The following is a 23,725-nucleotide window of genomic DNA, read 5'->3' on the forward strand; positions in this document are numbered from 1 at the left end:
TGCCCCGCGCTGGGCTGCGCAGCAGCCCCACTCCAGACGCCGTAGATATTTCAGGCACACCGAGCCAGCAGGATTTGGGGCGGCTTCGCCACCCAGCGCGGGGCAAGCCCGCTCGCCACAGGGCGGGGTTTGAGTGCGGTTCAGGGGGCCAGGAAGTCGAACACCAGGTGCACCGTGCCGTAGTACTCGCCGCCGCGATATCCGTCATCGGGTTTTATCGCGGCGATGTCCAGTTCGGCGCGGCGGCCGGCGCGGGCGTCGTTGGCGTTGACCACTTCTATCGGGTCCAGGGTCAGGGCTACCCGGTTGAATTGCACCTGCAGGTCGATGCGGTTACGCCCGTTGTACAGGTACGGCTCGGCACCCAGGCGGGCCGCGACCCCGCCGTTGAGGTTTTTCACGTCGAAGTTCTTGCGCAGCCTGCCCAGTTGCTCGGTCACCAGGTTCCAGGCCAATAGTTGGTCCTGGCCCATCCAGTCCGGCTCGGACGGCAGTACATAGGCCTCATGCACCGGGATGGTCACCGAAACATCGAATGAGTGGCGCTCCTGGATTGCCGCGGTGTGGGTAGCCGCCAGCATGCAAGCCGCCAGTACACCGAGTCTTGTCAGTTGCTTGAACATCATCATCACCCGTTACTTTTCTCGACCTTCATCGGTTTTTTATCCAGCCCTTCCACCAGCACGAAGCTGTAGCGCCGGCCCGGTTTTTTCTCGAACTTCAATTGCCGCTCGGGCAGGATGTGGTGCTTGGTGGTAGGCACGCAGTCGGTGGCGTCGGTCACCGAGCAATCGTGAAACTCATCGAGCACCACGGTGCTGTTGCCGGCGTTGCGCAGTTGGTATTGATCGGTGGTGTCGTTGATCTGGGTATCAAACCGCGTGTCTTTGGGCCGCACGAAAAACACCGTGCCGTAGCCGGCCATCACGTTGATCCCGGCAGCGAGGTGGTCCTTGTAGTCGACGCGCTCTTCATCGGTGATGCCGAAGTTGTCGTCTTTTTCCGGAACCACGGGGATAAAGCGCAGGCGGAAATAGCGCTCCTTGTCACGCGGGCCCATGTACAACAGGCGCGTGCCCTGGCGGCCGTTTACCGGGACGATCAACCGTGACGGGCTGGCCATCAGGCCGTCGCGGCTGGTAGTGGCGCCCTTGTCGTCGGTCATCGAAGCCACCGGAACTTCGCGGGTGGTGCCGTCGGCGTTGTAGACGATCTCCAGCACATTGACCTTGATGAACGCGGTGCTGGTGCCGCCATTGAATACACGCTTGAGGTAGGAGCTGCGATCGCCTTCGAGGTAGTCATACACCACCCCCACATTGATCAGCGGCCCGGCCTGGGCGGTGAGGGACATCAGGCTCAACCCGATCCATAACGCTGCTTGTTTCATGTTTACTACGCCTCATTGATTGAATGCGGCGGGCCCGGCCCGCCTGTGGTGCGGCGAGACTAAATCTCGGAATCCCAGATCACGGTCACCACGCCCGAGTAAGTGCTGCCCGGCTGGTTGAGCATGCCGGCCATGTCGTCCCGCAGGACTTCAAAATGCAGGGTGCCGGGACGGTCGTTGACGTAGAACAACGGCTGGAACAGATCGGTGCCGTCTCCGTCCAGGCGCAAGGGGCGTTTTTGCACGGCCTGGTTGCCACGCCCATCGATGCCGCTGGGCAGTGTCACGGCGATCTGCAACGGCACTTCATCGCCATTGGCGTTACGCAAGCCGCAGGTGTTGCCCATCACGATCGAGCACTCCAGCTGCATCTTGAAACGCGAACTGGCGGCGATGCGGAAGGTCTGGTCGCGGTACAGCCGGGTCGGCGCACGCCCACGGTTGAGCCAGGCTTGCCAGCCGCCCTCGGGGAGCAACTCGATGCGGTTGCCGCCCGGGGGGATATCGACTTTGAGGTCATGTTCCACCGACAGATTAAAATTCAGTGTCAGCTGGGAGTCGTTTGGAATGACTACGTCGCCAAAGTCAAAGTCCAGTCCTGGCCCCATGGTGTAAGTCAGGCTGCCCGTGTACTCACCCGATGACATGCTCAGCGGGTTGGGAGTCCTGAGCGCATAGGCGAATTCGAGCGTGCGATATTGAAAAAAGGTGATGGTGGTTCCGGGAAAACGACTGCATACACCCGCATTTTCCGGCACCAACCAGAAGAACAACGCTAACGTCGAATGCCCGGTAAGGAACCCCGTACTCTGGCAAGGCGCGGGCGCGTTCAGCCACTGTCCCTGCCAGGAAACACCTGGCCGTGCCCACGCGCTGGTATTTGGCCGAATATCCCAACGGTGCCCAATTCCGGCTATCCGTACCTGCACTGTCTCGACTTCACCGGTGCGCGTATGGGTCACCGGAACATCGCGCCACTGCGAAGGCACTTGCCACATGGCGCCTTTGCGCGGGTCTTCGTGATAGGCCTCGATGGGCGCAATGGCGTCCGCTCGAAACGAGTCATCAATGCGGATCGTGAAAATCCCCATCTGCTTGCATCGTGCAGGCATGTGCCCTTGGCAAATGCCTGTCACTGGTGTGGTGTTAACAAATTCGTTCTTGGTCGGATTTGCCGGGTCAGGTTTAAAGACGGCGGTGATGTTTTGGCTAATAGCGTTTGCAGGCTCAGCCAACACCGCGCCCAATAAGCCAGCCAACAACAGGCCAAACACATTTCTCTCAAACTGCTTTTTCATAAACGTCCTTAACCAGCGGTCTCGGTCTGGAATGTGTTTTCAGCCAGGGTGTCCGGCGTGCAGCGCAGGTCACCGATCATCAACACGTCGTTTTCATTGGCGGAGGTGGCCGGGTCGAGGCGGAACTGGCAGAGCAACTGGTTGCGGTAGCGCACTTCGAGGGTCGGTGAGCTGGCGCTCATTTCCATGGAGAAGAACCCGTCGACTTCGCTGACTCCACGGCTGGCGTGGTTGATCACGTGATGGCCCCTGAGCGGCTGGCCCTGGGCATCGAGCAGGCGCCCGAGCACTGACACGGTCTTCATTACGGTGATTTTTCGGTAGTCCACCCCGCCCTTGTTCAGGTGATAAGTGGTCCGCCCCGGCTGGATGTTGGCCGCCGGTGGGTGGTTACCCTCAAAGTCGAAGTTCACCGTGCTGCTCTTGTAGGCGGCCACCGGCACAAAGTTGCGCCCGGGCCGCAGGATCGCGCCGCCACCGCTGAAGTCGTCGGCACGCAAGGTGATCTCATCGAGGTCGGTCTCGACGTCGACGATCATCCCCGCGCCATAGGTCTGGTACTGGCTGGTCATCAGCATCTGGTCGCCACCGGCAACGAAGGTGCTGTGCAGGTTCAGGCCACCGCTGAGGTTGCCGTTGAACGAGCTGCGCTGGACGAAGCCATCACCGCTGACGACATCGCTGTCAAAGCTGGCCATGCCCGACAGGCCGACGCCATAGGTGTCGGTGATCGCCGTGGCCGAGACGCTTTGCAGCAGGTGCTCGGTGAGGTCCTGGCGGTAGGTGACCGAAGCATTGTTATCGCGGCCACCGTCGCGGTCGGTACGGGTACCGATGCTGCCGGAAATCTGCCGGCCATCGCCGCCCAAGGCCAGGCTCACGGAGAGGTCCACGCCACGATTGCGCTGATCGCCGGTGCCAGAAGTGCCCGGTCGATCGAACACCGAGAACCGCCAGTTGGCGTCGCTGCCCCACAAGGTATCGCGCCGGCTCCAGCCCAGGTCCAGCCCGGTGCCTTCGACGTTGCCCTCGCTGTGGGACAGGCGCAGGTTCCAGGAATTTGTTGCGTCGACCCGTTGGTTGACCGAGAGCGCCGAGTTGCTGGTCTGGCCGACAAAGGTATTGCGCCGCAGACGCGTGCCGTCCGGCAGGGTTTCATAGGTGTCACGGGTGTCGAGCCAACTGCGGTTATGGCTAAACACCAGGGTGGTGGCCCCCAAGGTATAGAGCCCCTGTAAGTCCATGCCCGTGCCGTGTTCACGGGTCTGGTAGAGGTTGGCAAAAACGCTGGTGTTGTTGGCCACCGTCCAGTCTGCCGAGCCGCCGTATTGCAGTTGATCGCGCACTTCGCGCGCCGACAGGCCGAGGATCACCCGTGGGTGTACCAGGTAGTTGAGCGAGGCGCCGGCAGTAACCGCGCCGGACGCCTGTTCGTCCCAATTGCTGAACAACTTGGTTTCGCGCCCGGCAAACACGTTGTAGCGCCAGCGGTCTTCGGCGTTGCGCCAGTTGCTGGGTTTGTAGACCAGCTCCTGGGTGGTGCTGACGGTCAGGCCATCTTCCACCAGGCGCACTTCGACTTCGTAGATGCCGCCGGGCAACGGTCGCGTGTCCAGGGTCTGCAAGCCTGCCGCCACCGCCTGGGTGTTGACTAGCAGGCCGTTGCGGTAAATCTCCACGGCGGCCTGGCGATTGGCGGTGACGTAGATCGGATAGACACTGGCCTTGGTGTTGTTGATTGCCAGACTGTCGGAGCTGCCGTACATGACACCCAGCGCCGTATCGGGGCTGGCGCCAAAGCTGCGCAACTGACGGGTCAGGCCATCGGAGTTGGGCGTGAAATGGCCCAGGCGCAAAAAGCGACCTTCCAGTTCACGTTGGGTGTAGAGCTCGTGAATCGCGTGGCGCAGTTGTTCTTCATCTCCACTCTGGCGCGCCAGTTGCAAATTGAACACCTGGGTCCAGTTGCCCAGGCTGGCACTGGCCTGCAGACCATAACGCCCGCCCAGGTCTTCATCCTCGCCGCCGTTGAGGTTGAGCTGGTTGTTGATAATCAAGCCTCGGCTGCCGCCTTCGGGCTGTGCGTGATAGCGCGGAGCGTCACCGCCATGTTCGACGTTCTGGGTGATGATCGAGAGCAGCGAGCTTTCAAGGTTGTAGTGGGTGGACACCAGTTGCTGTGGGCATGACTGGGTACACGCACCAAGAGCAACACCACTGGCCAGCACCGCTTGCCAGATGTCGCGGGTGGCCGCCGGGACTTTGCTGTCGCCGGTGTCGGTGAACTCCAGCAACGTCACATGTTCGTCCTGCGACAGGGAAATCAGCGCCTCTCCCATGGGTTGCTGGTCCAGTTCAACCTGTACCGCCAACGGCACATCGAAGAAGTGATCGCTGAACCCGGCAGGCAAACCCTGGGCCTGGGTCATCAGACTGGCGGGCGTGACGGTACCTGGCGTGGGCGCGGCCACGGCACTCGTACAAATCACTAGCGCAAGCGCAACCGCGATGGGCGTCATCGGGAACATGAAAGGAATACTCTGAGGGCCAAGAGACAAAACAAAAAACCAGGCCGGCCTACGGGGAGAATCAGCCGGCCCGAACGCCAATGCCCGCGGGCGTACAAGCCCGGCGGGCACCTACACCATCAAGGTGTCGTTGGCAGCACCGCGTCGAACACCAACGCCACAGCGGAGGTGTAGGCACCGCGCTGAGTTGCCGAAGGCTTGGCTGCCACGATGCGCAGTTCAGCGCCGACGCCTGGGGTGGAGTCCGCTTCGTTGACGACTTCTTTAGGGGTGCCGGTCAGCTCTACACCGTGCAGGCTGGTGGTCAGCGCAATGTTCTGTGCAACGTTGCCGTTGAACAGCACGGCCGGGCCGCCTTCGATGTAGGCGTGGACCGAGCCGTTGGTGTTTTTCAGGTCGTAGACGGCGGTCAACGGCGCCAGCTCACCGCTGACAATGTTGTAGCTCATGCTTTCATCGCGGCCGAAGTTAGGGTCACGTGGCTGCGCGTGGAACACGGTTGTCGGGATATTCGCCTTGATGTTGACGGTGTGGTTGGCTTCACCGGCGGCGAATGCCATCGACGAATTCAGCGCCAAGAGGGCCAGAGGGGCAGCAATTGCGAACTTCTTGAACATGGTGATTTCCTGTTTTCGGACAAGTTAGTGACCCACTGAAAGTTGAACCATAGATCCAACACACAATGAGAGCCGTCGCGATGAAACTTAAGTGATTGCAACGCGAGGCAGATGATCCACCAACTTCAAAAACAGATATGCAAGGCAGTTCCCACGCTGCCGTAGCCAATAGATACAGGACAACTCGGAAAAATATGGCACTTTGCCAAAACTTTAATTTCTTCCGTAGGATACAGACTACATGAATGGTTACAGCGAATACGCAATGAAAAGTCCGTAAGAACAGTACCACAAAAGCAACTAACCAGACATGTAGCACAGCCCACGAAAGTTTGAGCTTTAGCTCTAATACTAGTTATGAAGCGCAACTTATGGGGAATAAATTAACTTGGCGCTCGGCTCGCCCGCCCACGGATGACCGTTGGTCACCTGCCTCTGGCCGGAATTTAAGATATATCTTACGTTATGTCTAAACCACACAGCAGAGAGCATGACAATGAGAGACCCTCATTCCCACCGTGAACCCGGTGACGATCGCGACGGCTTCGAAAAACGCCCAGGCCGCGAACGCGGTGGTCGAGGCCCACGGGTCTTCGCCCCCGGCGACCTGAAGCTGTTGCTACCGGCGTTGATCGCCGAACAGCCGTGCCATGGCTACGACCTGATCCGTCAGATCGAAGGCCTGTTCGATGGCGCCTACAGCCCCAGCCCTGGGGTGATCTACCCCACCCTGACCTTCCTTGAAGAAAGCGAACTGATCACCGGCGACGCCCAGGCTGGAAAAAAACGCTACACAATCACCGACGCCGGACGTCTGTTCTTAAGTGAGCAAGCCATTGCGCTGGACGGTGTGCGCATGCGCATTGATGTCAGCAAACGCTCATTGCGCGGCCACGACCGACCGCCGCAAATCCACGAGGCAGTGCACAACCTGCGCCATGCCTTGCAGTTGCACCACGGGCGCTGGAGCCCGGAAGAAATCACCCGCGTCGCGGCGCTGCTCAACAGCACCGCCCAAGCCATTGTGGATGGCCCGGCCGTCCCACCTGTACAGGGGAAAACCCTATGAGTACGCCTGTCATTCACCGAGTGAGCCACGAGATCAAACGCCGGCGCCTGGAAGTGCTGCGCGTGGTCGACATTACCCCGCGCATGCGTCGTATCACCCTGGGTGGCGAGCAGTTGGCGGGGTTCATCAGCCTGGGTAGCGATGACCATATCAAGCTGCTGTTCGCACAGAACGCTGCCGAGCAGGCGGCACTGGAAAGCCCGACATTCAGTGTCAAGGGCGAGGGGCCACAACCGGCGATGCGCGACTACACCCCGCGTCGGATCGACTTGAGCCGCGGCGAGTTGGATATCGACTTCGTGCTGCACGGCGACGGCCCAGCTTGCACCTGGGCCGAACAGGCCAAACCCGGCCAGCACCTGCACATTGCCGGCCCCCGCGGGTCGATGATCGTGCCGGACATCTTTGACAGCTACCTGCTGGTGGGCGACGAAACCGCCATCCCGGCCATTGCCCGCCGCCTGGAAGAACTGCCGGCAGGGCGCAAGGCGCTGGTGGTGATCGAGATTGCCGATGAGCATGAAAAGCAGGCACTCGACAGCGCAGCCGATGTGCAGGTGACCTGGGTGGTGCGTGGCCAGGATGAGTTGCTCGGCACCGTACGCGACCTGCAAGTGCCAGAAGGCTCGTTGTATGCCTGGGTCGCCACCGAGACCAAGCTGTCGCGCCAGTTACGCCGGGTGCTGCTTGACGAGCACAAGCTCAACGATGAGTTCGTCAAGGCCGTGGGTTACTGGCGTGCACAGGGCAGCGACGAGGAATAGCCCTTTGTGGAGAGCGGGCTTGCCCCGCGCTGGGCTGCGAAGCAGCCCCCTCTAGTTCAGACACACCGAGCCAGCAGGGTTTGGGGCGGCTTCGCCACCCAGCGCGGGGCAAGCCCGCTCGCCACAGGGGTTTTGAACTACGCTGCCGGCTTCAGGATCTTGTCCAGGCCCACTAGCGCCAATGCCACCAACACAAACCCCAACAGGATGCCCCCGGCATTCATGAACACCTGTGGATAACCCAGCGTCCCTACATCAATGAACGGGTACTGGTATTGCCCCAGGGCGTGCCCGCGCAGCAGTACATAAGCGAAGTACACCAACGGGTAAATCACCCAGTACCCGACGTGCCTGAGCCGCAGCGCGCCCTTGGGCACACAGAACCACCAGTAGCCCAGGAACAGCAACGGCATCACATCGTGCAGCAATTCGTCGGCGATAAACTGCCAGCCCTCGGGGCTCCACAAATGCCGCAACAGCAAGCTATACGCCAGGCCCACCACGACAATGCTCACCGCAATACCGCTGCTGACCGCCGGGCGCAGGAAAAACCGGCGTGCGGCCGAAGGGCGATTCACCAGTGCATAACTCAACACCACAGCGGCCAGGGTGTTGGTCAGCACGGTAAAAAAGCTGAAGAAGTTCACCAGGCCGCCCAACAGGCTGGCATCGGCCATCCAGCGCGAATAGCCAATCAGGTACAGCTGGATCGTCAGGCCCGCCCAACCGGCCAGCGCTGCCCCTGCCACATATGCCCTCATTCCTGGGGGCGTTTGGTGCGCATCAACTTGACGTACAACCCTTCGACCTTTTCCCGCGCCCATGGCGTCTTGCGCAAGAACGTCAGGCTCGACTTGATGCTCGGGTCGTTCTTGAAGCAGCGGATGTCGATGCGCTCGGCAAGGCCTTGCCATTCGTAATGCGCTACCAGCGCGGTGAGCACCTGTTCGAGGGTAACGCCGTGCAGTGGGTTGTTGTTCGGTGCGGTCATGCCGGGCCTTTGCCAAGTAAATGAAGAAGAAGCCGCGCACCTTAGCCGAGGTGCCAGGCCGGTGGAAGCACGACCTTGATTGTAGCCCCACCCCCGCCCCCCTGTAGAAGCAAGCTTGCTCGCGAAAATCGTCAATGCTGAAGCGGGGCATCAGGTTTAACGCGGCGTCCTGAAGTTTTTCGCGAGCAAGCTCTCTCCTACAGGGCCTGTGAAAAGTTCCACTCCACGGCCTAAAAAGAGATGTTATATTGTAACTATAAATATCCAACTCTCTGCTCGACCAAGGAACCCCCCGATGTCCCTCTCCCCTCTCTGGCGCCTGACCCCGCTGGCGGCTGCCCTGTTGATCGGCTCCCAGGCCCACGCCCTGGAACTGCAACCCCAAGTCATCACCGGCAACCCCCTGGGCAGCCAGCAACTGGCCTCGCCCACGACGGTGCTGGAAGGCGATGACCTGACCCTGCAACAAAAAGGCAGCCTGGGCGAAACCCTGAACAAGCAGCCAGGGGTGTCGTCGTCGTACTTCGGCCCTGGCGCCAGCCGCCCGATCATCCGTGGCCAGGATGGCGACCGCATCCGCATCCTGCGCAATGGCGTCGGCGCGCTGGATGCCTCGTCGCTGTCCTATGACCATGCGGTGCCGCTGGACCCGGTCAACGTCGAGCGCATCGAGATCGTGCGCGGCCCGGCTGCCCTGCTCTACGGCGGCAGCGCCATTGGCGGCGTGGTCAACACCTTCGACAATCGCATCCCCACCGAAGCCATCGAAGGCATCCACGGTGCCGGTGAACTGCGCTACGGCGGCGCCGACACCACCCGCAGCAGCGCCGGCAAACTGGAAGCCGGCAACGGCACCTTCGCCCTGCACTTGGATGCCAGCGCGCGGGAATTCAACGACCTGAAAATCCCCGGTTACGCCCGCAGCCGCCACGCCCCCCAAAGCGAGAATGGCCCCGGCAAAAACGGCCGCCTGGGCAACAGCGACGGACGCCAGGACGGCGGCGCGGTGGGCGGTTCCTACACGTGGGACGACGGTTATGCCGGGCTGTCCTACAGCAACTCCGACAGCAACTACGGCTCCCCCGCCGAACAGGATGTACGCATCCGCATGCAGCAGGAGCATTACGCGTTTGCATCGGAGATTCGCAACCTGCAAGGCCCGTTTACCTCGGTCAAACTCGACGCCGGCTACACCGATTACGAACACCGCGAAATCGAAGGTGGCGAAACCGGCACCACCTTCAAGAACAAAGGCTATGAAGCACGCATCGAAGCGCGCCACCAGCCGATGGGGCCTTTCGATGGCATCGTCGGTGCCCAGGTCAGCCGTAGCGAATTCTCCGCCTTGGGCGAGGAAGCTTTCGTACCGCAGACCGATACCAATGCTGGCGCGCTGTTTATCCTCGAAGAAATGCAGGCCAGCGAACGCCTGAAACTGAGCCTGGGTGCACGCCTGGAGCACACCACCGTCGACCCGGACGGCAAAGGCAACGAGCGTTTCGCCAAGGCCAACAGCTCCAGCAGCTTCACCGCCGGCAGCCTGTCGTCGGGCGCGGTGTATACGCTGACGCCCATCTGGTCGCTGGCCGCGACCCTGGGCTATACCGAGCGCGCGCCGACTTTCTACGAGCTGTATGCCAACGGCGCCCACGTCGCCACCGGTACCTATGAAGCGGGTGATGCCAAGCTGTCGAAGGAAAAGGCCGTGGCCAGCGACCTGGCCCTGCGCTTTGACAATGGCACCCACAAGGGCAGCTTCGGCGTGTTCTACAGCCACTTCTCCAACTACATTGGCTTGCTGAACAGCGGCCGCACCTTGAATGACGAGGGCGAAGAAGACGCCGATGGCATCCCGGAATACACCTACTCCGGCGTACGCGCACGTTTCGTCGGCTTCGAAGCCCAGGATCACTGGAAACTCAGCGAAGGGGCCTACGGCAAATTCGCCCTGGAACTGTCGGGCGACTACACCCGCGCCACCAACCTGGATACCGGCGAAGCCTTGCCGCGCATCGCCCCACTGCGCTTGAACAGTGGTTTGTTGTGGGAACTGGACCGCTGGCAGGCGCGCATTGATGTCGAGCACGCTGCCGGCCAGGGCCGTGTACCGCGCAACGAAAGCGGGACCGACGGCTACACCACCCTGGGCGCCAGCGCCGGTTATCGCTTCAACCTGGGCGGCAGCCAATGGCTGGCGTTCGTCAACGGCGAGAACCTGACCAACCAGACCGTACGTTATGCCAGCTCGATCCTGCGCGATATTGCGCCGGCGCCGGGGCGCAGTGTGCAGGTGGGCTTGCGTACAACCTTCTAACAGACACTGACCTGCAACCTGTGGGAGCTGGCTTGCCTGCGATAGCGGTGGGTCAGTCACTGAAAATAGTGACTGACCCACCGCTATCGCAGGCAAGCCAGCTCCCACATTAGTTTTGCGGTGCCTGCACCGACTGTTACCAAATCCGAAAGAATCCATCTTGCGATTAGCGCTTTCTCTCCCCGAGCCGGCGCTTTATCCTTGTCGGCAACAACCTGAAACGTTTCATCCGCCTCTCAAACCTGACCCGTTGGCACCCGCCAATCGCGGTTTGCGTACTAAAACCAAAAACTATTAAGACCTGCCCTTGCCTATGCCTGCTTTCCCAACACTGCGCCTGTGCGCTGCGCTGCTGCCTTTGTGCCTGATCACCTGCGCCCAGGCCGCGCCGGCCTTTGACCGTGAGTCCCCGTGGATGCTGGGTGATTTCGGCGGCTCCCGGACAGCGCTGTCTGAACAAGGCTACGACTTCAAGATCGACTACACCGGTGAGATGGGCAGTAACCTGCACGGCGGCTCGAACCACGACCGCACGGCGCGCTACAGCGATCAATGGGCCTTCGGCAGCCACCTGGACCTGCAGAAAATCCTCGGCTGGCAGGATGCCGAGTTCCAACTGACGATCACCGAGCGCAGTGGCAACAACATCACCAACGATCGCATCAACGATCCGCGGGTCGGCGGCTTTACCTCGTCCCAGGAAGTCTGGGGCCGTGGCCAGACCTGGCGCCTGACGCAGATGTGGTACCAGCAGAAGTTCTTCGACCAGAAGCTGGATATCAAGGCTGGGCGTTTTGGCGAAGGCGAGGACTTCAACAGCTTCCCCTGCGACTTCCAGAACCTGGCGTTCTGCGGCTCCCAAGTGGGCAACTGGGTCGGCGGCATCTGGTACAACTGGCCGGTGAGCCAATGGGCGCTGCGGGTCAAATACCACCTGACGCCCGAGTTGTACGCGCAAATCGGCGCCTATGAACAGAACCCCTCCAACCTCGAGCGCGGCAATGGCTTCAAGCTCAGCGGCAGCGGCACCCAAGGCGCCCTGCTGCCGGTGGAGCTGGTGTGGACCCCGAAGATCCACGGCCTTGCTGGTGAATACCGCGCCGGCTATTACTACAGCAGCGCCAAGGCCAGCGACGTGTACAAGGACCGCAACGACCAGCCCGCGGCCGTCAGTGGCGAGGCCTATCGCAGCGCCTCCAGCAAGCACGGCGTGTGGCTGGGCGTGCAGCAGCAAGTCAGCAGCCTGGCCAGCGACAACACCCGGGGCTTGAGCGTGTTCGCCAACGCGACGATGCACGATAAGAAAACCAACGCAGTGGATAACTATGTCCAGGCCGGGGTGGTCTACAAAGGCCCGTTCGATGCCCGTGCCAAGGACGATATCGGCTTTGCCGTGGCTCGCGTCCACGTCAACCCGGCGTACCGCAAGAACGCCCAGGCCAGCAACCAGGCCCGCGCGGTGTACGACTTTGACGACGCCGCCTACCTGCCGGTGCAAGACACCGAATACAGCGCCGAACTCTATTACGGCGTGCACGTCAGCAACTGGCTGACGGTGCGCCCGAACCTGCAGTACATCCGTCATCCGGGGGCCGTCGCCCAGGTGGATGACGCGCTGGTCGGCGGGATCAAGCTGCAAGCGTCCTTCTGAATCGCAATAAACGCAATTAGCCCTGAACCAAGCCTGCGCGCAAACGTCATCTACAGTGAACAAGCGCGGGACTACCTTAAACGTCACGGAGAATCACACTATGAGCACTGATGGTGCTTCAAGTCCAAGCCGCCTGCTGCCCAGGCTGCTGGGGATCTTGCTGCTGATCATGGGCCTGGCCTTGTTGGCCGGGGGCATCAAGCTGAGCATGCTCGGCGGGTCGCTGTACTACCTGCTGGCCGGTATCGGCATCACCCTGACCGGCCTCCTGCTGCTGGCCACCCGCCGTGCGGCGCTGGGCCTGTACGCGGTGGTGCTGTTCGCCAGTACCGTGTGGGCCCTGTGGGAAGTCGGCCTGGACTGGTGGCAGTTGGTACCGCGCCTGGCCCTGCTGTTTGGCTTGGGTATCGTCATGCTCCTACCGTGGTTCCGCCGCCCCTTGCTGCGTGGGCAACCTGCCCCGCTGGGCACTGGCGCGCTGAGCGTGGCCGTGGTGCTGGCCGGTGCAACCGCCGTGGCCAGCCAGTTCACCAACCCCGGAGAAATCAAAGGCCAACTGGACCGCGACGCGGTACCGGGCATGACCAATGCCGCGCCGGCCCAGGCCGATGGCGACTGGAACTCCTATGGCCGCTCGGCTTTCGGTGACCGCTACTCGCCCCTGGCGCAGATCACTGCGCAGAACGCGCACAAGCTGGTGCCGGCCTGGACCTATCGCACCGGCGACTTGCCTGGCCCTGGCGACCCCGGTGAAACCACCGCGGAAAACACCCCGCTGAAAGTCAACGGCATGCTCTACGTGTGCACGCCGCACAGCCAGGTGATCGCCCTTGACCCGGATACCGGCAAGGAAATCTGGCGTTTCGACCCTAAGCTCTCGACGCAGAAAGCCGAGAACTTCAAGGGCTGGGCGCACATGACCTGCCGTGGCGTGACTTATCACGATGACGCCGCCTATGCCGCCACCGAGCAAAGCCCGGCCACTGACGCCACTGCGCCAGCCGCCAATGCGTGCCCGCGCCGGATCTTCCTGCCGACCGCCGACACCCGCCTGATCGCCCTGAACGCCGACACCGGCAAGATGTGCGAAGACTTCGGTGACAAAGGCCAGGTCGACCTGGGCGCCAACATCGGCGCTTTCGCCCCAGGTGGCTACTACTCCACCTCGCCGCCCGCCGTTACCAAGAACCTGGTGGTGATTGGCGGTCACGTGACTGATAACGTCTCCACCGACGAGCCGAGCGGCGTGATCCGCGCGTTCGACGTGCACACCGGCAAGCTGGTGTGGAACTGGGACAGCGGCAACCCGGACGACACTACGCCGATTGCCGAAGGCAAGACCTACACCCGCAACTCGCCGAACATGTGGTCGATGTTCGCCGTCGACGAAAAACTCGGCATGCTCTACCTGCCGATGGGCAACCAGACCCCGGACCAGTTCGGTGGCTACCGCACGCCTGCGTCGGAACTGCACGCTGCCGGCCTGACAGCGCTGGATATCGACACCGGTAAAGTGCGCTGGCACTACCAGTTCACCCACCATGACCTGTGGGACATGGACGTGGGCGGCCAGCCGAGCCTGATCGACATCAAGACCGCCGCCGGCGTGAAACAAGCCGTGATGGCCTCGACCAAGCAAGGCAGCATCTACGTGCTGGACCGGGCGACCGGCGAGCCGGTGGTGCCGATCAACGAAATCCCTGTGCCGCAAGGCGCGGTGGCCGGTGATCACACTTCGCCAACCCAGCCCAAGTCCGACCTCAACTTCATGCCACCGCCCCTCAAGGAACGTGACATGTGGGGTGTGACTCCGTTCGACCAACTGCTGTGCCGGATCGACTTCAAGTCCCTGCGCTACGACGGCCCGTTCACCCCGCCATCGCTGCAAGGCTCGATCGTCTACCCAGGCAACTTCGGCGTATTCGACTGGGGCGGCATCTCGGTTGACCCGGTGCGCCAGATCGCGTTCGTCAACCCGAGCTACATGGCGTTCAAATCGACCATGATCCCGGCCGAGAAAATCGCCGCCATGGGCCCGCGTGTCAGCGAGACCGAAGGCGTGCAGCCGAACAAAGGCACGCCATATGGCGTGGTCCTGGAAGCGATGCTCTCGCCAATGGGCCTGCCCTGCCAGGCTCCGGCCTGGGGTTATGTGGCAGCCGTGGACTTGACCAACAACAAGACCATCTGGATGCACAAGAACGGCACCGTGCGTGACAGCTCGCCGGTTCCCATCCCCCTGAGCATGGGCGTGCCAAGCCTGGGCGGGACCTTCACCACTGCCGGTGGCGTGTCCTTCCTCAGCGGTACCCTTGATCAGTACCTGCGTGCCTATGACGTGAAAAACGGCAAGCAACTGTGGGAAGGCCGCCTGCCTGCAGGCGCACAGACCACCCCAATGACCTACACCGGCAAGGACGGCAAGCAGTACGTGCTGGTCGTGGCGGGCGGTCATGGTTCCCTGGGGACCAAGCAGGGTGACTATGTAATGGCGTTCAAACTGGCCGACTAAGCCAGCCAGCAACAAAAGAGCCCCGCAATTGCGGGGCTTTTTATTTGCAATACAACTCAACTGTGGGAGCTGGCTTGCCTGCGGTAGGCATAGTTATCCACACAACTTTCAGATACTGCCGAACTCTCCCGTGGCGAGCGGGCTTGCCCCGCGCTGGGCTGCGAAGCAGCCCCAGAACCAGCCGCTACGGAGTATCTGGTACAGCGCATTCGGCCTGACTGGGGCTGCTTCGCAGCCCAGCGCGGGCGATGCGGCGTTCCGACAAGCCCGCTCGCCACAACAGCCCTGTCTGCTTGGTTTTAAATTGTGTGGATGGCTATGTCTATCGCACACAAGCCCACATATTTCAGACAGTACTGCGGTCGCGGCGCATCCACATCTCAAAGGCCATGGCATTCAGCGGCCGGCTGATCAGGTAGCCTTGGGCCGTGTCGCAATTCCATTGCTTGAGCAGCCTCAAGCTCGGCTCGAACTCCACCCCTTCGGCCACGACCTTGAGCCCCAGGTTGTGGCTCATCTCGATGGTCGAACGCACGATCACCGCGTCGCCGCTGGTGCTGTCGAGGTTGCGTACAAAGGACTGGTCGATCTTCAGTTCCTGCACCGGCAGGCGCTGCAATTGGGCCAGGGACGAGTAGCCCGTGCCGAAGTCGTCCACCGACAGGCTGATGCCACAGCCACGCAGTTGCTCGAGGATGCGCAAGGCCTGTTCCGGGTTGTGCATGATCGCGCTTTCGGTGATCTCGAAAATCAACTGCCCGGCCAGCACCCCGTGCAGTTCCAGCAGCTCGGTCACCCGCGGCGCCAGCCCTTCGTCGCCCAGGTCGTCGACCGAGATGTTCACCGAAAGCTGCACCTCCTGCCCACGCACGCTCCACTCTGCCAACTGGCGGATCGCTTCTTCGATCACCCAGTGAGTCAGGCTGGCCATGCTGCCGGAGCGTTCGGCCAGGGGGATGAATTCGGCGGGGGACACCAGGCCCAGGGTCGGGTGCTGCCAGCGCAACAGCGCTTCGGCCTGGCGCACGTAGCCGTGGCGCAGGTCGAGCTTGGGTTGATAACACAGGAACAATTCGTCTTCGATGGCGGCACGCCGCAGGTCGCGGATCAGGCTGATCTGGCGTTGGTGGGCGAGGTCTCGGTCCTGTTGATAGATCTGCAAATAGCCGGGCAGCGCGGAGGCATCGTGGCGGGCAATGGCGGCGCGGCTGATCAGTTCTTCAACCTGCAGGCCATCTTCGGGGTAGGCAGCAATGCCCATGCTCACTTCGTGGCGCAATTCATCGCCACCGACCCGCTGCGGCTCGGTGAGCAGGCTGTAGAGGCGGTCGGCACGGGCCACGGCGCTGTCGAGCTTGGTGTTTTCCAGCAACACGAGAAATTCGCTGCCGGTAATGCGCGCCGCCGAATCCCCCGCCGCCAGGCTCGACAGCAGGCAGCGGCTGGCTTCACGGAGCATTTCCTCGACGCCCTGGGGGCCGAAGCCTTCGTTGATCACCCGGTAGTTTTCGATCCCCAGGTACAGCAACACCACCGGCCGCCGCGCACTGATCGCACTGCCCAGGCGCTCCATGGCCAGGGCGCGGTTGGGCAGCCCGGTCAGGGCATCGTGCAAGGCGTTATGGGCCAGTTGTCGTTCACGCACGGCGATGCCGCTCTGCATCGCGTTGAAGGCGCGGGCCAGCAGGCCGAATTCATCCTTGCCACGCACCGCTACGGGCGTGCGGTAATCACCGGCGCCGATACGCTCGGCCGCCTGCACCAGGGCATCCAGCGGACGCGATACGCGGCGCGCCATCAGCAGTGCGCCCACCAGAGAAACCATCAAGGCCGCCAGGGCAATGCCGAGAAATTGCCGGTCCAGCGGCGCGAAGGATTGCAGGGCATGGTCCAGCGGGCTTTGCAGCAAAGCCATGACTTGCCCGCCATCGCCGGTGTTGGCCAGGGCCAGGACCTGGCTGAGAAAACGCTGGCCGTGCCATTCGCTCATCTGCGCCAATGGGTTGATGTTCGAGTTCTGCAGCGCCTGGATAATAGCCGGGCGGTCCGCCAACGGCTGGGTGCTGAACAAGGTGCCTGGCTGGCCGTTGTCCAGGCTCATGAACGACACTTCCAGATTGCTCAGGGAGCGGAGTTCGGCGGCGAATACCTCATCCATGGCGAACCCCATGACCACCCGGGCGATGGGCAGCGGGTCCAGGACATCTTCCTGGACCAGCAGGAACGGTTGCCCGGCCAGGGCGACGATGAGCATTTGCAGGGAGTTGCGCCGCGCATGGCGCAGCGCCTGGGCATAGGGAAAGGCCTGTTGGGCAGGCACCCCATCGAGGGTACTGACGAGGACCTGCCCCTCGAGCCCCAGCACAAACACCTCGCTGCTGCGGATCCCCGTGCCGTGGCGCTGCAGGGCCGCGAGGATCTGTGCCGGCTGGCCTGCGGCAACTGCGCGGCGAAACTGCGCGTCCACCGTGAGCCAGTCCAGGCCGTATTGCAGGCGGCGGCCACGCAAGTCCAGCAAGCGCTCGAACACTCGGCTACCGGTCTCCAATTGCACTTGGGCCTGGTTTTCCACGGCGCGGGAGGTAGCGCCCTGGACGGCGAAGTACACCGCGCCCACCACGACCAGCAGCAATAACGCCAACACCCCGGCCAGACGGGTCTGGAAGGCATGGCGCCATTTCATCCGCTTGCCTCCTGGCAGCGTGCCCGCGCCCCAGCTCAAGCGTCCTTTTGTCATACGCATCCCTCGCGACTGCAGAGCCGGTGTCAAATAAATGCCCGTTCACTGAGCACATTCGGAAAACCCAGATTAGCCGTCGCTGGGCAGAAGTAAACCTAATAAATGCGGGCGGTTGGCTGACATTATTTTGACGACAGATCACCGTCTAAATGGCCCTGACAGGCCGTAAATCACCCCTGTTTTGTACCGGCGCGGCGCGAAAATCCGACTGGCCCACGCCCATAGGGCTGCTGCACTGACATTCGAAAATGTCATGCAATTTGTTGCTAACAACGCGCCGCCATTGAAACCACCCCTCACCTGCCCCATCTAACCTCCATACTTCACTATGCAGGTGCCCCATGAGCGACCAGCAAGAATTCCCCGATATCGACCTCAACGACTACGCCGACCCCGAAAACGCCGAAACGCCGTCGTCCAACACCGGCCTCGCCCTGCCTGGGCAGAACCTGCCGGACAAGGTCTATATCATTCCGATCCACAACCGCCCGTTCTTCCCGGCGCAAGTGTTGCCGGTGATCGTCAATGAAGAGCCCTGGGCCGAGACCCTGGAGTTGGTGAGCAAATCCGACCATCACTCCCTGGCCCTGTTCTTCATGGACACCCCGCCCGAAGACCCACGGCATTTCGATACCTCTGCCTTGCCGCTGTACGGCACCCTGGTCAAGGTGCACCACGCCAGCCGCGAGAACGGCAAGCTGCAATTCGTCGCCCAGGGCCTGACCCGCGTGCGCATCAAGACCTGGCTCAAGCACCACCGCCCACCGTACCTGGTGGAAGTCGAATACCCGCACCAGCCCAGCGAGCCGACCGACGAGGTCAAGGCCTACGGCATGGCGCTGATCAATGCGATCAAGGAACTGCTGCCGCTCAACCCGCTGTACAGCGAAGAGCTGAAGAACTACCTCAACCGCTTCAGCCCCAACGATCCGTCGCCCCTGACTGACTTCGCCGCCGCGCTGACTTCGGCCACCGGTAACGAGTTGCAGGAAGTGCTGGACTGCGTGCCGATGCTCAAGCGCATGGAAAAAGTGTTGCCGATGCTGCGCAAAGAGGTTGAAGTCGCGCGCCTGCAAAAGGAAATTTCCGCCGAGGTAAACCGCAAGATCGGCGAACACCAGCGCGAGTTCTTCCTCAAGGAACAGCTCAAGGTGATCCAGCAGGAACTGGGGCTGACCAAGGACGATCGCAGCGCTGACGTCGAACAGTTCGAGCAACGCCTGGAAGGCAAAGTGCTGCCGGCCCAGGCGCAGAAACGCATCGATGAAGAACTCAACAAGCTGTCGATCCTCGAGACCGGCTCGCCGGAATACGCGGTCACGCGCAACTACCTGGACTGGGCCACCTCGGTGCCGTGGGGCGTGTATGGCGAGGACAAGCTGGACCTCAAGCACGCACGCAAAGTCCTGGATAAACACCATGCGGGCCTGGATGACATCAAGAGCCGCATCCTCGAGTTCCTCGCCGTCGGTGCCTATAAAGGCGAAGTCGCCGGTTCCATCGTGCTGCTGGTGGGCCCGCCGGGCGTGGGCAAGACCAGCGTCGGTAAATCCATTGCCGAGTCCCTGGGGCGGCCGTTCTACCGCTTCAGCGTCGGCGGCATGCGCGACGAGGCCGAGATCAAGGGCCATCGCCGCACCTACATCGGCGCCCTGCCGGGCAAGCTGGTGCAGGCGCTCAAGGATGTTGAGGTGATGAACCCGGTGATCATGCTCGACGAGATCGACAAGATGGGCCAGAGCTTCCAGGGCGACCCCGCGTCGGCCCTGCTGGAAACCCTCGACCCGGAACAGAACGTCGAATTCCTCGACCACTACCTGGACCTGCGCCTGGACCTGTCCAAAGTGCTGTTCGTGTGTACCGCCAACACCCTGGACTCAATCCCCGGCCCGCTGCTGGACCGCATGGAAGTGATTCGTCTGTCGGGCTATATCACCGAAGAAAAAGTCGCCATCGCCAAGCGTCACCTGTGGCCCAAGCAGTTGGAAAAGGCCGGCGTGGCCAAGAACAGCCTGAGCATCACCGACGGCGCCCTGCGCGCGCTGATCGACGGCTATGCCCGCGAAGCCGGGGTGCGTCAGTTGGAAAAACAGCTGGGCAAGCTGGTACGCAAAGCGGTGGTCAAGCTGCTGGATGAACCGGATTCAGTGATCAAGATCGGCAACAAGGACCTGGAAAGCTCCCTGGGGATGCCGGTGTTTCGCAACGAGCAAGTGCTGTCGGGCACCGGCGTCATCACCGGCCTGGCCTGGACCAGCATGGGTGGCGCGACCTTGCCCATCGAGGCGACGCGCATCCACACGCTCAATCGCGGCTTCAAGCTCACCGGGCAATTGGGTGAAGTGATGAAGGAATCCGCCGAAATCGCTTACAGCTACATCAGCTCCAACCTGAAGTCGTTTGGCGGTGATCCGAAGTTCTTCGATGAAGCCTTCGTGCACCTGCACGTACCGGAAGGCGCCACGCCCAAAGACGGCCCGAGTGCCGGGGTGACCATGGCCAGTGCGTTGTTGTCGCTGGCACGTAACCAGCCGCCGAAAAAAGGCGTGGCCATGACCGGCGAACTGACCCTGACCGGGCACGTGCTGCCGATTGGCGGCGTGCGTGAGAAGGTGATTGCGGCGCGGCGGCAGAAGATTCACGAGTTGATCCTGCCAGAGCCTAACCGTGGCAGCTTCGAGGAATTGCCGGAGTACCTCAAAGAGGGCATGACGGTGCACTTTGCCAAGCGGTTTGCGGATGTGGCGAAGGTGTTGTTCTGAGAAACCTTTAGCGTCTGAAAGGGCCTCATCGCGGGCAAGCCCGCTCCCACATTTGACCGAGTGCATCCTTTGGAACGCGGTCGAATGTGGGAGCGGGCTTGCCCGCGATGGCGCCAGCCGCCTCAACACAAAACCCTGCTGTAACACCTTGTCTCATCTTCGGTTATGCTCGCCCTTCGTCGCCAATAAACGGAGCCTTCATGACCGCTGCCCGCCTGCTTCTTCCGCTAAGCCTCGCCCTGCTCGCGGCTTGCGCCAGTGCACCGAAGCAAAACGTCACCGTCGAAAAACAGAGTGCCTGCCCGCTCAAGCTCAAGGCCGGGCAAAACCTGACCCTGACCTTGCCGAGCAACCCCACCACCGGTTATCGCTGGGCGATCCAGGATTCGGCCGGCGGCGTGCTGCGCAGCCTCGGCCCCGAGGTCTACAGCAATCCCGAGGACGCCGGTGTGGTCGGTGCCGCGGGGCAATCGACCTGGCGCTTCCAGGCCTTTACCGCCGGTAGTGGCCGCCTGCGCCTGACCTCCCAACAACCCTGGGCCCCGGAAGTGAATCCGGTGGACACCTTTGACTGCGCCATTACGGTGAACTGATATGCCATGGATGATTCTTGCGTTGATGGGGGCGGGTACCTTTATCTACGGCCTGAGCACGCACGCGACATTGCTCTGCCTGTTGGTCAAGCCGCTGCCGGTACTGGCGATGCTGGGTTGGCTGCATGACGCCCCACCCAGCGACTATCGACGCTGGATCAGCCTGGGGTTGATCTTCTCCCTGGTCGGCGATGTGTTGCTGGCCTGGCCCGGCGACCTGTTTATCTTCGGGCTGGGCGCATTCCTGGTCGCGCACCTGGCGTACCTCAAGGCCTACTTCAGCGACTGCCGCCGCCCGGCACTGTTGCCACTGGCACTGGCGCTGGGGGTTGGGGCGATCTTGTTGAGCATCCTGATTTCCCACGGCCTGGGCGATTTGCTGATTCCGGTGGTGGTGTATGCGCTGGTGATCAGCGCCATGCTCTGGCGTGCACTGGCTCGCCTGGGCAGCGATGTACCCAAGCGCTCGGCGCAACTGGCGGCCATTGGCGCGGCGTTGTTTGTGTTTTCCGACACGCTAATCGGCATCAACCGCTTTGTGGTGACCTTCGATGCCGCGCCGTATCTGTTGATCATTACCTATTGGTTGGGCCAGTGGGGCATCACCGCGTCGGCGTTCCATCAGACAACCCGCGCATCCAAGGAGCAAGTTGGCTAAAATGCCGGCCTTTTCCCCTTCGTCGCCGGAACAGCCGTGAGCAAAGAACCCGATCGCCTATTCGCCCAGCCCTTGCCCCAGGTGCCGGACTTCGCCTTTAACGAGGACGTGGTGCGGGTGTTCCCGGACATGATCAAGCGCTCGGTGCCCGGCTACCCGACCATTGTCGAGAACCTCGGTGTGCTCGCCGCGCAGTTTGCCCAGCCCAATAGCGTGCTGTACGACCTGGGCTCGTCCCTCGGCGCCGTGACCCAGGCCCTGCGCCGCCACGTGCGCACCGACGGTTGCCGGGTGATCGCTGTGGATAACTCGGCGGCGATGGTGGAGCGCTGTCGCGAATACCTCAACGGCCAGGACTCGATGTTCCAGGAGCTGTTGCCGGTGGAGGTGATCGACGGCGATATCCTCGCCCTGCAGTTCCAGCCGGCCTCGGTGGTGGCGCTGAATTTCACCCTGCAATTTATCGCCCCCGAGGAACGCCTGGCGCTGCTTGGGCGGATCCGCCAGGCGCTGCTGCCGGGTGGCGCGCTGATTCTCTCGGAAAAACTGCGTTTCAATGATCCCCAAGAGCATGCACTGCTCACCGACCTGCATGTGGCGTTCAAGCGCGCCAACGGCTACAGCGAGCTGGAAATCGCCCAGAAGCGCAGCGCCATCGAAAACGTCATGAAGCCCGACAGCCTCGAAGAACACCGCGAACGCCTGTTGGCGGCCGGGTTCTCGAAAGTCGTGCCGTGGTTCCAGTGTCTTAACTTTGCCTCGTTGATTGCCTTGCCATGATTGATCTGTCTCCCCTCGCCCGCCATCTGGTCGGCACGCCCCTGGCCGTCTGGGCCCAAGGCCTGCAAGCACAACTCGATGCAAAAATGGAAAAGGGTCATGGCGACCTCGCGCGCTGGCAAAGTGCGCTGGACGCATTACCCAAGATCCTGCCCAGTGAAATCGACCTGCTCAACGGTCTGACCCTCGACACCGATTGCGATGACGCGACCCGCACGCAAATGCATGCCGCGTTGATGGGCCTGAGCCCGTGGCGCAAGGGGCCGTTCGATCTGTTCGGGGTGCATGTGGACACCGAATGGCGCTCGGACTGGAAATGGTCGCGGGTCGCGCCGCACCTGAACCTCAAAGGCAAACGCATCCTCGATGTGGGTTGTGGCAACGGCTACTACATGTGGCGCATGCTCGGCGCCGGTGCTGACAGCGTGATTGGCGTCGATCCCAACTGGCTGTTTTTCTGCCAGTTCCAGGCGGTACAGCGCTACCTGTCGGCTCCCAACGCCTGGCACCTGCCGTTCCCGTTCGAAGACCTGCCGCCGAACATGGAAGGTTTCGACACCGTGTTTTCCATGGGCGTGTTCTACCACCGCCGCTCGCCGATCGAGCACTTGCTGGCACTCAAGGATTGCCTGGTCAAGGGCGGCGAACTGGTGCTGGAAACCTTGGTGATCGAGGGTGATCAGCAGCAGGTGCTGGTGCCGGAAGACCGCTATGCGCAGATGCGCAACGTGTGGTTTCTGCCATCCGTACCGGCACTGATGCTGTGGCTGCGCCGTGCTGGCTTCAGCGATGTGCGTTGCGTGGATGTCAGCGTGACCACGGTCGAGGAACAACGCGGGACCGAGTGGATGAAGTATCAATCCCTGAGTGACTTCCTCGACCCTGAGGATCACAGCAAAACGATTGAAGGGCTGCCAGCGCCGATGCGAGCGGTGATCATCGCCAAGAAATAACCCTCAATCTCGCTGAAAAAATGAAGATCAAACATGTGGGAGCGGGCTTGCTCGCGAAGGCGGTGTGTCAGTCAATTGATTCGTTGGCTGATACACCGCCTTCGC

The 23,725-nt window shown here is 61.9% G+C and carries 18 protein-coding genes; 10 read left to right on the top strand and 8 right to left on the bottom strand.

Going from position 1 to position 23,725, the window contains the following annotated elements; translation table 11 throughout:
- Positions 1-140 precede the first annotated feature (140 nt).
- The 5 genes from FIV38_RS00005 to FIV38_RS00025 all read right to left on the bottom strand — a co-directional run bounded on the left by FIV38_RS00005 (position 141) and on the right by FIV38_RS00025 (position 5,833).
- A complete protein-coding gene (locus FIV38_RS00005; protein ID WP_092238445.1) occupies positions 141-623 on the bottom strand; it encodes a CS1 type fimbrial major subunit in 483 nt (160 codons plus the stop codon).
- A gap of 5 nt (positions 624-628) precedes the next feature.
- Positions 629-1,390: a pilus assembly protein gene (locus FIV38_RS00010; RefSeq protein ID WP_092238043.1), complete on the bottom strand. Its 762-nt coding sequence runs from the start codon at positions 1,388-1,390 to the stop codon at positions 629-631.
- A 59-nt stretch (positions 1,391-1,449) separates the two neighbouring features.
- The gene (locus FIV38_RS00015) at positions 1,450-2,688 is read right to left on the bottom strand and encodes a hypothetical protein (protein WP_240160325.1); all 1,239 of its coding nucleotides are present in this window, start codon (positions 2,686-2,688) and stop codon (positions 1,450-1,452) included.
- Positions 2,689-2,696: 8 nt separating this feature from the next.
- A complete protein-coding gene (locus tag FIV38_RS00020) occupies positions 2,697-5,216 on the bottom strand; it encodes a TcfC E-set like domain-containing protein (protein WP_092238046.1) in 2,520 nt (839 codons plus the stop codon).
- A 119-nt stretch (positions 5,217-5,335) separates the two neighbouring features.
- Positions 5,336-5,833 carry a CS1 type fimbrial major subunit gene (locus FIV38_RS00025; protein ID WP_092238049.1) on the bottom strand — a complete coding sequence of 166 codons (498 nt, stop codon included), beginning with the start codon at positions 5,831-5,833 and terminating at the stop codon, positions 5,336-5,338.
- A gap of 496 nt (positions 5,834-6,329) precedes the next feature.
- Between FIV38_RS00025 and FIV38_RS00030 the strand changes: the two genes are divergently transcribed.
- Complete coding sequence (locus FIV38_RS00030; RefSeq protein ID WP_092238052.1) at positions 6,330-6,902, top strand: PadR family transcriptional regulator; 573 nt, start codon at positions 6,330-6,332, stop codon at positions 6,900-6,902.
- Positions 6,899-7,666 carry a siderophore-interacting protein gene (locus FIV38_RS00035; RefSeq protein ID WP_092238055.1) on the top strand — a complete coding sequence of 256 codons (768 nt, stop codon included), beginning with the start codon at positions 6,899-6,901 and terminating at the stop codon, positions 7,664-7,666. The genes FIV38_RS00030 and FIV38_RS00035 overlap by 4 nt, the downstream gene beginning before the upstream one ends.
- A 137-nt stretch (positions 7,667-7,803) precedes the next feature.
- On the opposite strand, the gene FIV38_RS00040 is transcribed toward FIV38_RS00035, so the two are convergent.
- Together FIV38_RS00040 and FIV38_RS00045 are read right to left on the bottom strand one after the other, a co-directional pair.
- Positions 7,804-8,427: a Pr6Pr family membrane protein gene (locus FIV38_RS00040; protein ID WP_070995721.1), complete on the bottom strand. Its 624-nt coding sequence runs from the start codon at positions 8,425-8,427 to the stop codon at positions 7,804-7,806.
- Complete coding sequence (locus tag FIV38_RS00045) at positions 8,424-8,657, bottom strand: VF530 family protein (protein ID WP_029297450.1); 234 nt, start codon at positions 8,655-8,657, stop codon at positions 8,424-8,426. The genes FIV38_RS00040 and FIV38_RS00045 overlap by 4 nt, the downstream gene beginning before the upstream one ends.
- Before the next feature lie 295 nt (positions 8,658-8,952).
- Here FIV38_RS00045 and FIV38_RS00050 point away from each other — a divergent pair, with 295 nt between their 5' ends.
- From FIV38_RS00050 to FIV38_RS00060, 3 genes are all read left to right on the top strand, one after another.
- On the top strand, positions 8,953-10,971 hold the full coding sequence (locus FIV38_RS00050) for a TonB-dependent receptor (protein WP_092238058.1): 2,019 nt from the start codon (positions 8,953-8,955) through the stop codon (positions 10,969-10,971).
- Between the two features lie 313 nt (positions 10,972-11,284).
- Positions 11,285-12,622 (top strand): carbohydrate porin, encoded by a 1,338-nt coding sequence (locus FIV38_RS00055; RefSeq protein ID WP_092238061.1) that lies wholly within the window; start codon positions 11,285-11,287, stop codon positions 12,620-12,622.
- A 100-nt stretch (positions 12,623-12,722) separates the two neighbouring features.
- The gene (locus tag FIV38_RS00060) at positions 12,723-15,134 is read left to right on the top strand and encodes a glucose/quinate/shikimate family membrane-bound PQQ-dependent dehydrogenase (RefSeq protein ID WP_092238064.1); all 2,412 of its coding nucleotides are present in this window, start codon (positions 12,723-12,725) and stop codon (positions 15,132-15,134) included.
- A gap of 346 nt (positions 15,135-15,480) precedes the next feature.
- Here FIV38_RS00060 and FIV38_RS00065 read toward each other — a convergent pair whose 3' ends face one another.
- Entirely contained in the window at positions 15,481-17,817 is a 2,337-nt protein-coding gene (locus FIV38_RS00065) for a putative bifunctional diguanylate cyclase/phosphodiesterase (protein ID WP_092238067.1), read from the bottom strand.
- 398 nt (positions 17,818-18,215) lie between these two features.
- On the opposite strand from FIV38_RS00065, the gene lon reads away from it, so the two are divergent.
- The 5 genes from lon (at position 18,216) to cmoB (ending at position 23,620) form a co-directional block, all read left to right on the top strand.
- A complete protein-coding gene (lon, locus tag FIV38_RS00070) occupies positions 18,216-20,636 on the top strand; it encodes an endopeptidase La (protein WP_029297455.1) in 2,421 nt (806 codons plus the stop codon).
- A 200-nt stretch (positions 20,637-20,836) separates the two neighbouring features.
- Positions 20,837-21,229 (top strand): protease inhibitor I42 family protein, encoded by a 393-nt coding sequence (locus FIV38_RS00075; RefSeq protein WP_029297456.1) that lies wholly within the window; start codon positions 20,837-20,839, stop codon positions 21,227-21,229.
- A gap of 1 nt (position 21,230) precedes the next feature.
- Complete coding sequence (locus FIV38_RS00080) at positions 21,231-21,887, top strand: lysoplasmalogenase (RefSeq protein WP_092238070.1); 657 nt, start codon at positions 21,231-21,233, stop codon at positions 21,885-21,887.
- Positions 21,888-21,923: 36 nt separating this feature from the next.
- Positions 21,924-22,667 carry a carboxy-S-adenosyl-L-methionine synthase CmoA gene (gene cmoA / locus FIV38_RS00085; protein WP_029297461.1) on the top strand — a complete coding sequence of 248 codons (744 nt, stop codon included), beginning with the start codon at positions 21,924-21,926 and terminating at the stop codon, positions 22,665-22,667.
- Positions 22,664-23,620, top strand: coding sequence for a tRNA 5-methoxyuridine(34)/uridine 5-oxyacetic acid(34) synthase CmoB (gene cmoB / locus FIV38_RS00090; protein WP_029297462.1), 957 nt, complete (start codon positions 22,664-22,666; stop codon positions 23,618-23,620). Before cmoA ends, cmoB begins: the two co-directional genes overlap by 4 nt.
- Positions 23,621-23,725: the final 105 nt, after the last annotated feature.

It is taken from the genome of Pseudomonas proteolytica, from assembly GCF_007858275.1.
In the GTDB taxonomy this organism is placed as follows: Bacteria; Pseudomonadota; Gammaproteobacteria; order Pseudomonadales; family Pseudomonadaceae; genus Aquipseudomonas; species Aquipseudomonas proteolytica.